Raw genomic sequence first — 12,088 nt, forward strand, 5'->3', positions numbered from 1 at the left:
TATGGGAGCACCTAGTCAATCCACAGCAGACAAAAAAGCAACAAGAGATGCCTACGGCGAAGCCTTAGTTGAGTTAGGTGCATCTAGACAAGATGTCGTGGTTTTAGATGCGGACCTTTCTGGTTCCACTAAAACTGCGGACTTCAAAAAAAAGTATCCTGAACGTTTTTTTAACGTAGGTGTCGCGGAACAAAACTTAGTTGGCCATGCAGCTGGTCTTGCCCTTTCTGGGTTTGTACCTTTTGCATCCAGTTTTGCCATGTTTTTATCTGGTAGAGCTTGGGAAGTGGTCCGAAATAGCGTCGTTTATCCAAAGTTAAACGTGAAGCTCGTTGCTTCTCACGGTGGAATCACTGTGGGGGAAGATGGTGCCTCTCACCAATGTATCGAAGATTTCGCGATTATGCGTGTCATTCCTGAAATGACTGTGATTTGTCCTTCTGATTTTAACGAAACCAAACAAGTCATCCATGCGATTGCCGATTATAATGGCCCTGTGTATGTAAGGGTTGGCAGACCAGCCATTCCTGTCATCGAAAGAGAAAACTACAAATTCCAAATTGGAAAAGCAGAAGTGATTTCCGAAGGAAAAGATGTTTGTATCATTGCGAACGGTGTGATGGTGAACGAAGCCATGACAGCAGTGGGACTACTTAAAGAAAAAGGAATTCATGCAAGCCTTCTCAATATGGCTACTATCAAACCTTTGGACAAAGAAGCCATCATCGCCAAAGCAAAAGAATGTGGTGCCATTGTCACTTGTGAAGAACACAATGTGGTGGGTGGACTTGGTTCTGCTGTTTCAGAACTACTTTCGGAAGAATATCCTGTTCCTGTGATCAAAGTAGGAATGAAAGATAGTTTTGGAAAGTCAGGAACTTGGAGTGGTTTACTCGATTACTTCGGTCTCCGTGCCAAAGATGTAGTTTCGCACGCAGAAATCGCTATTTCCAAAAAGAAAAAATAAGGTTATGGTTGGGTTATGACCAGCTTTGGAGCATCCCAACCATCCATTTTAGAAGAAACCGAAATTAGGCCCCGTCTGAATGATGGGCCTTGGAAGGTGGTTCTTTGGGATGATGACTTTCACACATACGAATATGTGATCGAAATGTTAATGGATGTTTGTCAGATGCCTTGGGAAAAAGCCTTTCAACATGCAGTCGAAGTAGACACAAGAAAAAAGACAATTGTATTTTCCGGTGAGTTGGAACATGCGGAGTTTATCCACGAACGGATCTTAAACTATGGACCAGATCCTCGTATGGGAACATCGAAAGGTTCCATGACGGCCACTCTCGAACAATAAAATATCGATCTCAATTTTTTTTTAAAACCGAATTTGTTGTTAAATTTTGATTCCGATTGTGTATCGCAAATCACATAGATGTTTAAAAAAATTACATCTTACGTTCTAACGCATAATTTCTATCAGGAACGAGTAACGATGAAACCGATTCATTGGTATCTAATTTGATATTGGTGGTTGGATTGTAAGTGTCCAACATGTACTCCCCATCCACAATGAATTGGTAGTGGTATTCACCCGGTAATAATTTTTTTTCCAGAGTAAAGACACCTTTTCGATCTTTCTTTAAAAAATCATGTTCTGGGTTCCAATCATTAAAATTTCCTACCACTCTTACAACTTCTGCGTTGGGCAAATAAATTTGGAATTTTACAGTTCGTAAGTCCCTTTCTTCGTTTGCAGAATCTTCCAAAACCATAGTTTTTGTTTGGCGATCGGTATCCTTTCCTTCTAAAATAAAACGGGAATAGTAAGAGCCTGACCCGTCTTCCACCTTATCAAAGTTTTCTGGATCGTATGTGAGAAGTCCATTCACTCGAAACTTATATTCGTACACTGGATCGTCTTCATAAGTATCAGTGATTTGTGTGGGTTCAATCACAGTATAATAAATTCCGTATTGGTTTCGTTTCATATCGGAACATTCCCAATTGTTAAAACTTCCGCAGATTTCAACCGACTCGTCGCGGAGTCCATTGTAAGTAAAAAGGATACCGCGGTGAATGAGTTTGCCTGAGGATACGTAAGATTCTACATCGAGATAACGAATGTAACGTGGAGCGATATTTTTTTTGAGGCTTTCCAACTGCCAGAGATAATATACTGTATCCTGGTCTTCCGTTTCATCCGACATTTCCAACTCTTTTGAGGAAAAACTTCCAATCCAATCCATCCCGTCCTCGGCAAAAATTCCGATTCCTGTAAAAAAGAGTAAAATGATGGCGATACGAACGGATTTCAATTTCATCATAGTCGTTTTGCTGCAAACTGTCCTTCTAGATAATTTTCGGCAGAAATGAAAAAAGAGAGTGAAAGGTTTTTTTCTGAAAGAACCATCTGACATAATAAAAAAAATATTCTGTCATTTTTAGAAGGGGCCGATAATTCATTAGGAATAGACCTTCAAATGGCTGAGCCGATAGACAAATTGAGTCCGGAAGAAATCAAACAAATCGAGACGATGTTTTCGGCTCTCAATAAAAATCCGCTCTCATCGGAAGAATTGAATCCGATGGCGAAGGTTTTACGTGAGAAACTGGGATATACAAGTCCTATCACGCCTTCCGAGCCAGAACCGGAATCCGAGGAAGACTCTGGTTCCGCCTTCGATGATTTTGATAACGAAGGGGCAGGTGATTCAGATGCCGGAGACCCTTTTTCTGGCCTGGATGAGGACGACGATTTTGGTCCTCCCAAACTTCCGAACCGCGAAGCGGAAGAAGACGATGACATAGATTTAGATGAACTTTTGGGTGAGGACAGTCCCAAACCCAAACAAGCAGAAACTCCAAAAGCCACTGACGATTTTGACTTTGATGCACCGGTTTCGACACCTGACGATACGGATCCCTTTTCCTCCGATGCCGGGACTACAGACGAGGCAGATCCATTTGCAGATATGGGTTCCACACCCACCGCTACTGAAAGTTTTGGTGATGATGATCCTTTTGCTAATTTAGATTCGATTGATGAAGCTCCCATTGAGGACAAACCGGCCCCTGTCATTGGGGATGATCCCTTTGCCAATTTAGGTGGAGATGATACACCACAGGCCACCGACGAAGACCTGTTTGCTGGTTTTGATTCTGGATCGGAAGAAGAGGCTCCTGCAGGTGATGATTTTGATTTTGGGGCAGATGCTGAGACTCCATCTGCTGGTGGCGATGATCCGTTTGCGGATATGGGTTCGACCCCCCAAACCACAGAAAGTTTTGGTGATGACCCTTTTGCTAGTTTAGGTGGGGATGACAGTCCTTCTTCTATTGCAGGTTCCGCCGATGATCCGTTTGGTGATCTTTCTACTCCTAGTGGTGGCGGTGATACTTCTTTTGGAGACGATCCCTTTGCGGATATGGGTTCGACACCTGCTGCTACAGAAAGTTTTGGTGATGATCCTTTTGCTAATTTAGGTGGGGATAACAGTCCTTCTACTCCTTCCAGAGACAATGAACCTGCTGACATGGGTGGTGGGTTTGATGATCCATTTGGAGACTTGGGTGTGGGTATGGAACCACCAAGTTTGGATGATGATTTAGGAGCTCCTTCTTTTGACGATTTAGCACCATCCATAGATGATATGCCTGTCTCCACGATGGACGATTTTGGTTCTGATGGGCCAGGGGGATTTGAGGAAGACCTCATGTCTCTTGGTAAAGAAGAAGAACCGGAAGAATCACTCGAAGCTAATCTAACCGATGAAGAACTAGCAGTCATCCAAGCGGAATTACTCAGGTATCCGCCGAAACTAAGACGTACCATCATTGATACGATTGTGAACCAAAGGATTCCGGTTCGTAATCAAAAAGAAATCATTGAACTCATTAAGGCTCAACAAAAACCAGAAGACATTGCTAGTTACCTAAGTGGCCTTCTGGGTGAACGTGTCGAACTTAGCGATTCTACTGGAAAGTTTGCAGCCGATGGTGTTCCGATCATTGCCAGTCGTGATGCTTACACCAAAGAAGGGGCTGCCCGCAAACGAGAGTTAGTTCGTAGGACCATTCTTTCTTCTGCCGCTGCCGTATTTCTTGTTTTTGGAATTGTCACTCTTTGGAAGTATGTGATTGTTCCGTATCGTGCCAAAGCTCAGTATGCACTCGGTCTTGAAAAAATTGAAGAATTCAGTTATGAAACCGATGCTTTAGAGAAGAAAAAACTTCTTGCTGATGCTGAAAATTATTTTATCAAAGGGGAAGAAATTTTCCCACATAACTTAGAGTTTTTGAATAAATACTGTATTGCTTATACCAAAGCCGGTCAGTATGAAAGGGCATTTGAAAAATGTTTTGGAAAGGTGGAACCTGATTTTGGTTATGAACCAGAAGATAAGGAACACAAAAGAGCCTGGGAAAACAGAAAAGAAGTACCAAACATTAGTTTTGCGAAAAAAACAGAATGGAACGATGCCGGTGTGGAAACAGCAGGTCGTAGACCCTTACCGGAACTAACTTTTTATCTTACCTCACAAGACAAAGTTCCAAGAAAGGTTTTAAAAGCAGGTGCTTATATTGCCTCTCGTCTCAAATACAATGTTCATGATATTGATACATACATTGCGTTAGGAACGTTTCACTCTTTTCATAGAAAAGATTTTATCGAAGTTCCTCCTGGAAGTAATCGCAAAAAATATAAAAACGATCCCCTTGCCATTGAATACTTCAAACGAGTGTTTACCGATGGTGGTGATCCAGACAATGTAGATGCCATTGCAGGGATAGCAAAGATTTTTTACAACAAACAAGAGTTTGGAACGGCTGTTAAATACTATAACGATATCATTGAAAAGTATCCGAAAAATGCCATTGGACATGGTGGAATTTTATCAACATACATTGAAATGTGGAAACGTGATAAAAACCCGCAGTATGTATTAAACCACCATAGACAGGTTCGGAATGCTCTGAACATTGAAGATGAACTTTCTCTATTTGTGCTCGCAAAACTTGCTTCATTCTACATTGATTTGGATTCGGAAGAAGTTCGAATCAAATACAATATCAACCCAGAAGACCAAGTTACTGGGATGGAAATTGATGATAACGTAGAATACCTCTTAAACATTGCTTATGGCAAAGAGGGTGGATCCAAATTTGCGGAAGGATATTACCAACGTGCCAGATTCTACTTCAAAAAAGAAGAGGCGGCACGGGCTCTCAAACAATTGGAACTTGCATCTACTTATGACATTCGCCATTACTTAGCAGTTCTGTTGATGGCAGAATATTATATCCAAACAGAAAACTATGATGAAGCAGTAAAACTTCTCAGGGAAGCCGATGACCGTTACCAAAATTATAAAGACCGACTCGGCGAAAGAGATGAGGATGAAACCTTACTCGAAGGAAGCCCTGGAAGGATTTCCTTTAACTTAGGGAAAATCCAATTTTTGGAAGCTGCTGGTATTAATGTAACAGACAATATACGAGAGTTTCCTGGAAAAAAAATCTATCCAGAACGTAGCATTGGCACTTTATCTTATGAAGAAAAAGAAAGAAGAAACGGACTGTTTATGGCTCGTGAATCTTTCCTTGCAGCCCTAGATCGAGATATTTCTAAAGATCCAAAAATTGTCAGAGAATGTTATTATTATTTGGGTTGGATTGATTACAATCACGGAGACTTTGCGCAAAGTTTGGATTTTTGGGCAGAACTTCCAGAAGAAGATATTTATAATAATGCAACCTTACTTTTTGGAAAAGGAAATGCATTTTACTATACAAGACAGTACAATGCGGCTCTTGGCAACTATCTGAAGTTAAAGGATGATTTTGAACTCAAAGAACAAAGTTTGGGTCGAATTGATACGGAAAACTCAGACCACAGAGAAGTATATGAAACTCTTACGGCCCTCTACAATAATATTGGAGCAGTGTATGAGAAAAAACAAGATACTATCAATGCCCTCAAATACTATTGGAAAGCAATGGAAACAGCTCGTAAAATTGGTTCTGTAAGTGAAATTGCAAATTCTAACAAGGATTTGGTGTTCGCTAGGGCCAAACTAGACCGAGAACCACTACTCGAGGATTGGTTGGCACCAACTCTTGACCGATTGGATCAAATTAAAAAATAAATTCTAAGAAATGAGAGAGAAGTTGGCGAGTGGAGGATAGATACATTCTATCCTCCGAGATTGTTTTGTTCTTGATTTGTATTTTGAATTAATGTTTGCGAAATCGTTCGCGGATCCCCAGTAGAAAGAAATAGAAAGTTTCCCACATCCTTTGGATTCGGTAAGGTCTTGCGATGATCCTCCAAAGCCAGATGAGTCCTCTTTCCTTAAACCACTCTGGTGCTTTTTTGTCAGCACCAGATAACATATCTAAGGCGCCGCCTACACCAATCACAACTGCTTTACCAAAATACCCAGTGTTGTTTTCGATCCAAATTTCTTGGTCTGGGAAATCCATCGCAAGAAAAATGATATCCGGGCCCGTTTTGCGAATGGCTTCTTTGACTCGCATTTCTCTTTGGCGATCCAAATGGCCGGCATGCCTTCCCACGATCCGAACTTTTGGAAAATGCCTAGTCAGGTTAAAATAAATTCGTTCTACAATTTCGTCTTTGGCTCCAAAGATAAAAGCTGTGAATTCTTTGAGTTCGGCCAAACGAATGAGATCCATCATGACAGCAATCGGTGTGACTCGTTCTTTTAACCTTCCCGAAGTCATCCAACCAATTCCTGCCCCTTCCACCAAAATGGTTCCGGCTTTTTCCGCGATGCGGTGGAGGGATTTTTTCGGACGCATCCTCATGAGTTTAATCGGATCTAAAAATAAAACATGATGCATGCCTTCTTTTTTCTCAAGCACACGAAAGAGTTTGGCTATGGCTTCGTCTGTAGTGACGTTGTCGATAGGAATTCCCAAAACATTTAGAGTTTCTAGCTTGGAAACATCGATATTTTGGTATTCTAGTAGTATATCCCTCTCATCTTTTGAGGAATTGTGAACGATTTCGCTCAATTGCTTCATGTAGCCGGGCTTTCCTTTCCTATCTAAAACATTATGTCCAGTACCCTCTATTGTCGCCTCTAAATTTTTAAAAACTATCGTTTTTTCACTTGGATTGGAATCGAAAGAAAGAGAAAAAGTATCAAAATGTTTCGTAGCTATCTTTTCCCAATTTTAATTCTTATTTTTCTCTCAAGCGCAAGTTATGCGGAAAAACTTTCCATTTTTGGAACGTTACAAAATGGAACCACGGGTGGACCAGGCAAAGCTGATTCCATTCGAATGCTTGCCTTACAAGGAGCTATGGTTCCTTTAGCAGACATTGGTCCCCAGTCAGGTAAATTTCGTTTTCCTGAAACGGAATTGCCGGAAGGAGCACCCATTCTTTTACAAATCCAATACCAAGGCGTAAATTATAATAAAATGATACCGCCAACAACCAAGTTTCGTACATCTCCGCAAGAGGTCATGGTTTATGACACGGGAGCCAGTCGAAATCAAGTCGCTATAAAAAGTTTAATGCAGGTTATGCGAGAGAAAAAAGGTCTCCGCGTTTTTAAGTTATTTTTGATAGATAATTCGAGTAAACCTCCCAAATCGTATGATTCAAAGTCATCCCCTTTGGAATATTCTGTAGCAGCAGAAGCTACAGAGATTTTGGCCCAAATCCAACAACCTGGAAGTAAAATGGCAATACCTTTAGGAATCCCTGAAGGACCAAACGGAGGAAGGTTACTCGACCGCGCCATTCTTCCCGGTGTATCGGAAATGCAAATTTCCTATTTTATTCCTAACAACCAAGACACCTTCAGCGAACGAATGTTAATTGAGTCGGAAAATGGAAAGTTTCCTATCTTTGTCAAACCACAAGACATGGAAATCAAAACCGGAGAAAAAACTCCCGTCACTAAACTAGACAAAGATGTTCCCCCAGGCCTTAGTGCTTATGTTTTGAGTTCTTTGGATTTTGGATCCACAGTTGAATTTACTTTTTCTGGTGGAAAACCACTTCCGACAATTTCTAACAATGTAAATCCAGAAATCTGGAACGGCTCCATACTGACGAGTTGGGATCTTTCTCTTTTTGCGATTGTTGGGTTTTTAGGATTTTTATTTACGCTCTCATTTATTTTTGTCTATCGAAAACAAAGAGTAAGGAAAAACAATCCATGAACCAAAAACAATCAAAACGAGAAACAACCTATCTGCGATTTTTCGGTCTTGCCGAACTTGCAGATCACGGGGCAAGGGGTATTTTAGCATTTTGGGTCATTTTGGGAATGGCCTTCTTTTTGTTTGGTGACCAAAACCTAATTGCCCCTAATATGAAAAATATTGGTGCTTCCTTGGGAATCACTGATCCAAATGAAGTCGACTGGAAGTTAGGTGGTATCATTCCTGTTTTGTTTTTTATTTTGGGTGGTGCTGTTTCCTTGTCTATGGGATATCTCTCACAGACTTTTTCACGAAAGAACTTACTTCTTGCCACCGTTCTTCTTGGTGAAATTCCATGTTTTTTAACTGCATACGTTGAAACCTATGACCAGTTTTTAGTTTTACGAACGTTATGCGGTTTTGGTCTTGGAGGAATTTTTCCACTTCTCTTTAGTTTGATTGGAGATTATTTTTCTAGCAAATCTAGGGCGATTGCCACTGGTTATGTGTCCTTGGCGATGGGACTTGGAGTAGGAGTTGGACAATTGCTTGGTGGAATACTGGGTGGTGCCGATCCCATCAACGGTTGGCGCGCTTCTTTTATTTATATGTCTGCTCCCTCTTTTGTTTTTGCGGCCATTTATTTATTCTTTTGTAAAGAACCAAAACGTGGTGGAGCAGAAGGTGTTTCCAGCGATGAGTTATCACATAAAATAAGTTTAAAAGATTTTAAATTACTCTTTGAAAGTAAAACCAACTTAGGTGCCTTTTTACAAGGCCTACCAGGTTGTATTCCTTGGGGAGTGTTCTTTGTTTATTTGGCAGATTATTACGAACACACCTACCATCTTTCCAAAGAAATTTCTGCTGGTATGATTACTTTTGCCGCCGTAGGAATTTTTATAGGAACATTCTTTGGTGGAGTGCTTGGACAAATTTTATACAATATCAAAAAAACATACCAACCGCTGCTTTGTATTGGTACCACTTTTTTTGGTGTATTTCCTGCCATCATGCTTCTTTATTCATTTGATATCGTTCCCTATATGGGTTTATTTATTGCACTGAATATTTTTACAGGAATTATGATTTCGATTACAGGACCTAACGTACGTGCGGTGTTACTGAATGTAAACGAACCAAAATCAAGAAGTGCTATTTTTTCTATTTATAACCTAACTGACGATTTAGGAAAAGGACTTGGGCCTGTGATGTCTGCAGTGATTTTAGGATTAACTCCTGATCGAGGACTTGCTTTGTCCATTTCGATACTTTTTTGGATTCCATGTGCATTGGCATGGTTACTGATTTTGTTTAATTACGAAAAAGATGAAAATAGAATGCTTCAGTTGATGAAACAAAATGTTTCAAATGCTTAAATTTTTAATCATTTAGGTATAGATGAATATTAAACATAACTTGCTCGACATTGAAGGGACAACGGCACCAATTGCCTTTGTCCATCAGGCCCTTTTTCCTTATGCTAAAAAACATATAATTCGTTTTTTAAAAGATTTCGAATTTTCGGAACTGCAGTGGCAGGAAATCCAAATGGAATTTGAAAAGGATAAGGTCCTTCGTGAAGAAAGTTTTTTATCAAGATTTTCTAAATCAAATTCTATTACAAAAATGGAGCCGATTGAATTTACAAAGGATCTCATTCCTTCTTACTTCGAATATTTAATTGAGAAGGATAGAAAGTTTGGCCCTTTAAAAGAAATCCAAGGTAAAATTTGGAAAGAGGGATATGAATCTGGGGAAATCAAAAGTATCATTTATCCAGATGTACCTGAATTTTTAAAAAAAGCAAAGGAAGCTGGAATCCAAAATCATGTGTATTCCTCTGGTTCTGTGGAAGCACAAATTTTGATTTATCAGTATTCAGAGTTAGGTGACCTTCGAAATTATTTTGAATCTTATTTTGATACTGCAGTGGGTGGTAAAAGAGAAAAAACTAGTTATGAAAACATAACTCGGGAATTAAAATCTTCCCCAGACCAAATTCGTTTTTTTACCGATATTGTAGAAGAAGCGGAAGCAGCAAATGCCATAGGAATGGATGTGGTGATTTTAAACCGCCCAGGAAATATCCCTCAGAAACCACATCCCTTTCCCATCTGGGATCATTTTTTAAGTCAGTAACAAAATACTTACGGAATAAATTCCAATGAGAATAGGAAAGGCCACCTTCCAAAACAGGTGGGCCACTTTCAAATTCATAAATACAAAACAAATCAAAAGAAATTTGATCGCACTAAATAGAATTAAGTTCCAAGTTCCAGGAATGTTCGTACCCATTCCAAAAAAAGAATAATAAACAATTCCCAAAAGAATTAAATAAGTAAATAGAATCGATTTCATCAGGAACCTCCTATTGAATTAAATACAAAGCCGGATAGAGTAATAACCAAATCAAATCGCACATATGCCAAAACACTGCACCTGCTTCCAGGTTATTAACGGAGATTGTTTTGCGGCTTAGATAAATAATAAATAAAATGATAAGACCTACAACTACATGAAGATAATGGAATCCAGTGAGTAACCAATAATAACTAAAAAACTGACTGGTTTCTAGACCAAAACCCAATGCCCACTTTTCTCGGAACTCATAGAATTTAAGAAAAAGAAAAGCAAATCCAAAGAGAATGGATGCCGATAACAAAATTGTAAAAAACTTTATATTGTTTTTTGTTCTGTAATAAACAGAAGTTGCGATACAAAATCCACTAGTGAGTAAAAAGACAGTATTCCAAAACGCAAACGTTTTGTTTAAATGAGACTGCATAAAAGTAAATGATGTGAGATCCTTTGACTTATCATATAATAAGGAACCAATTCCTAAACTAAATGTCAGAACTTCAACAAGGACAATCATCCAAATTAAGATTCCACCGGGTGGGTACCATAAGGATTCGTTTGTTTCTATCTTGTTTTCGTGCATCAAAATCTCCTCTGTGAATTTTATTTCAAAATAATCGAATATTCAATTGCTTTAATTTTATATATAAAAATCTGATATTCGTATTTGTTAGGGTTTTCCTTTGAATTTTTGACATTCTGTACCTTATTTTTTCCACGAACATAGTTCTTGATACAAGCAATTGATTCTGGATTTCAATTAACCGCTGTTCTTATATTCATTCATTATGTTATTAGAAAAATTCAAATTCGTACTTGATATAAATCAATGCGAAAACTAAAATCTGCACCTACAATTCAAAAAATTGAAATTAGGAGGCAAGGATGCTATCAAAATCGCAAGCCAGGGCGTTCTTTTTGGGAGGCACCTTTTTGTTCAGTGCTATCTTTGTGTTTCTCACTGTGGATACCTTGCGACAAAACGAATCCCGAACCAATGCGCAAAACATGACAGCGGATGTTTTGAAAGGAAAGGAAATTTGGGAAAAAAACAATTGTATGGGATGCCATACATTGTTAGGTGAAGGAGCTTATTACGCTCCCGATTTAACAAAGGTCGTCGAAAGAAGGGGAGCTACTTGGATCGATGTATTTTTAGACGATCCACAGGCGATGTTTCCTGGAGAACGTAAGATGATCATATACGGCTTCAATAAGGAAGAAAAGGGACAAATCATTGCCTTTCTTGATTGGGTTGGTAAAATTGATGCCAATGGATGGCCTCCAAAACCAAATATCCCAATCGATTCCATTGCCACTCCACAAGTTCCACAGGCAAAATCAAATGCAGTTGTTATGGCTCAACCTGAAAAGTTTTCTCAACTTTGTGTCGCTTGTCACGCAGTAGGTGGTAAGGGTGGAAATGTTGGACCCGCACTTGATCATGTAGGTTCCAAGTTTGATTCTGATTATCTCAATCGTTGGTTATCAGATCCACAAGCCATCAAACCGGGAACAAATATGCCAAAGTTGCCGTTAACTGATCCTGAAAGAAAAGACATCGTTACTTATCTTTCGGCGTTGAAATAAG

At 39.4% G+C, this 12,088-nt stretch carries 11 protein-coding genes; 7 read left to right on the forward strand and 4 right to left on the reverse strand.

The window, feature by feature from the left end; all coding sequences use genetic code 11:
- The first annotated feature begins 1 nt into the window (after position 1).
- Both EHR07_RS13825 and EHR07_RS13830 read left to right on the forward strand, forming a co-directional pair.
- Positions 2-967: a transketolase family protein gene (locus tag EHR07_RS13825; RefSeq protein ID WP_135745604.1), complete on the forward strand. Its 966-nt coding sequence runs from the start codon at positions 2-4 to the stop codon at positions 965-967.
- A 15-nt stretch (positions 968-982) separates the two neighbouring features.
- Positions 983-1,309, forward strand: a complete 327-nt coding sequence (locus EHR07_RS13830) for an ATP-dependent Clp protease adaptor ClpS (RefSeq protein ID WP_135745605.1) — start codon at positions 983-985, stop codon at positions 1,307-1,309.
- A 91-nt stretch (positions 1,310-1,400) separates the two neighbouring features.
- Here EHR07_RS13830 and EHR07_RS13835 read toward each other — a convergent pair whose 3' ends face one another.
- On the reverse strand, positions 1,401-2,279 hold the full coding sequence (locus EHR07_RS13835; RefSeq protein WP_238735786.1) for a glycogen-binding domain-containing protein: 879 nt from the start codon (positions 2,277-2,279) through the stop codon (positions 1,401-1,403).
- A 156-nt stretch (positions 2,280-2,435) separates the two neighbouring features.
- Here EHR07_RS13835 and EHR07_RS13840 point away from each other — a divergent pair, with 156 nt between their 5' ends.
- Positions 2,436-6,101, forward strand: coding sequence for a hypothetical protein (locus EHR07_RS13840; protein WP_135745606.1), 3,666 nt, complete (start codon positions 2,436-2,438; stop codon positions 6,099-6,101).
- An 88-nt stretch (positions 6,102-6,189) separates the two neighbouring features.
- Here the strand turns inward: EHR07_RS13840 and EHR07_RS13845 are convergent, their stop codons facing one another.
- A complete protein-coding gene (locus EHR07_RS13845; RefSeq protein WP_035983331.1) occupies positions 6,190-7,002 on the reverse strand; it encodes a WecB/TagA/CpsF family glycosyltransferase in 813 nt (270 codons plus the stop codon).
- Positions 7,003-7,128: 126 nt separating this feature from the next.
- On the opposite strand from EHR07_RS13845, the gene EHR07_RS13850 reads away from it, so the two are divergent.
- From EHR07_RS13850 to mtnC, 3 genes are read left to right on the forward strand one after another with little or no spacing between them, the layout of a single operon-like run.
- Positions 7,129-8,154 carry a hypothetical protein gene (locus tag EHR07_RS13850; RefSeq protein ID WP_135745607.1) on the forward strand — a complete coding sequence of 342 codons (1,026 nt, stop codon included), beginning with the start codon at positions 7,129-7,131 and terminating at the stop codon, positions 8,152-8,154.
- On the forward strand, positions 8,151-9,515 hold the full coding sequence (locus EHR07_RS13855; RefSeq protein ID WP_135745608.1) for an MFS transporter: 1,365 nt from the start codon (positions 8,151-8,153) through the stop codon (positions 9,513-9,515). Before EHR07_RS13850 ends, EHR07_RS13855 begins: the two co-directional genes overlap by 4 nt.
- Positions 9,516-9,537: 22 nt before the next feature.
- Positions 9,538-10,278, forward strand: coding sequence for an acireductone synthase (mtnC, locus tag EHR07_RS13860; RefSeq protein WP_135745609.1), 741 nt, complete (start codon positions 9,538-9,540; stop codon positions 10,276-10,278).
- On the opposite strand, the gene EHR07_RS13865 is transcribed toward mtnC, so the two are convergent.
- Together EHR07_RS13865 and EHR07_RS13870 are read right to left on the reverse strand one after the other, a co-directional pair.
- Positions 10,267-10,497, reverse strand: coding sequence for a prokaryotic cytochrome C oxidase subunit IV (locus EHR07_RS13865; RefSeq protein ID WP_135745610.1), 231 nt, complete (start codon positions 10,495-10,497; stop codon positions 10,267-10,269). The two genes, mtnC and EHR07_RS13865, sit on opposite strands and share 12 nt — an antisense overlap.
- Positions 10,498-10,507: 10 nt before the next feature.
- The gene (locus EHR07_RS13870) at positions 10,508-11,080 is read right to left on the reverse strand and encodes a cytochrome c oxidase subunit 3 (RefSeq protein ID WP_135745611.1); all 573 of its coding nucleotides are present in this window, start codon (positions 11,078-11,080) and stop codon (positions 10,508-10,510) included.
- Positions 11,081-11,382: 302 nt separating this feature from the next.
- Here EHR07_RS13870 and EHR07_RS13875 point away from each other — a divergent pair, with 302 nt between their 5' ends.
- Positions 11,383-12,087 carry a c-type cytochrome gene (locus tag EHR07_RS13875; protein ID WP_135745612.1) on the forward strand — a complete coding sequence of 235 codons (705 nt, stop codon included), beginning with the start codon at positions 11,383-11,385 and terminating at the stop codon, positions 12,085-12,087.
- The last annotated feature ends 1 nt before the right edge of the window (position 12,088 follow it).

Source organism: Leptospira bandrabouensis (genome assembly GCF_004770905.1).
GTDB lineage: Bacteria > Spirochaetota > Leptospiria > Leptospirales > Leptospiraceae > Leptospira_A > Leptospira_A bandrabouensis.

Coding starts and splice junctions, on each gene's coding strand:
- EHR07_RS13825 (WP_135745604.1), top strand. CDS start 2: ATGGGAGCACCTAGTCAATCCACAGCAGACAAAAAAGCAACAAGAGAT.
- EHR07_RS13830 (WP_135745605.1), top strand. CDS start 983: ATGACCAGCTTTGGAGCATCCCAACCATCCATTTTAGAAGAAACCGAA.
- EHR07_RS13835 (WP_238735786.1), bottom strand. CDS start 2,279: ATGATGAAATTGAAATCCGTTCGTATCGCCATCATTTTACTCTTTTTT.
- EHR07_RS13840 (WP_135745606.1), top strand. CDS start 2,436: ATGGCTGAGCCGATAGACAAATTGAGTCCGGAAGAAATCAAACAAATC.
- EHR07_RS13845 (WP_035983331.1), bottom strand. CDS start 7,002: ATGAAGCAATTGAGCGAAATCGTTCACAATTCCTCAAAAGATGAGAGG.
- EHR07_RS13850 (WP_135745607.1), top strand. CDS start 7,129: ATGTTTCGTAGCTATCTTTTCCCAATTTTAATTCTTATTTTTCTCTCA.
- EHR07_RS13855 (WP_135745608.1), top strand. CDS start 8,151: ATGAACCAAAAACAATCAAAACGAGAAACAACCTATCTGCGATTTTTC.
- mtnC (WP_135745609.1), top strand. CDS start 9,538: ATGAATATTAAACATAACTTGCTCGACATTGAAGGGACAACGGCACCA.
- EHR07_RS13865 (WP_135745610.1), bottom strand. CDS start 10,497: ATGAAATCGATTCTATTTACTTATTTAATTCTTTTGGGAATTGTTTAT.
- EHR07_RS13870 (WP_135745611.1), bottom strand. CDS start 11,080: ATGCACGAAAACAAGATAGAAACAAACGAATCCTTATGGTACCCACCC.
- EHR07_RS13875 (WP_135745612.1), top strand. CDS start 11,383: ATGCTATCAAAATCGCAAGCCAGGGCGTTCTTTTTGGGAGGCACCTTT.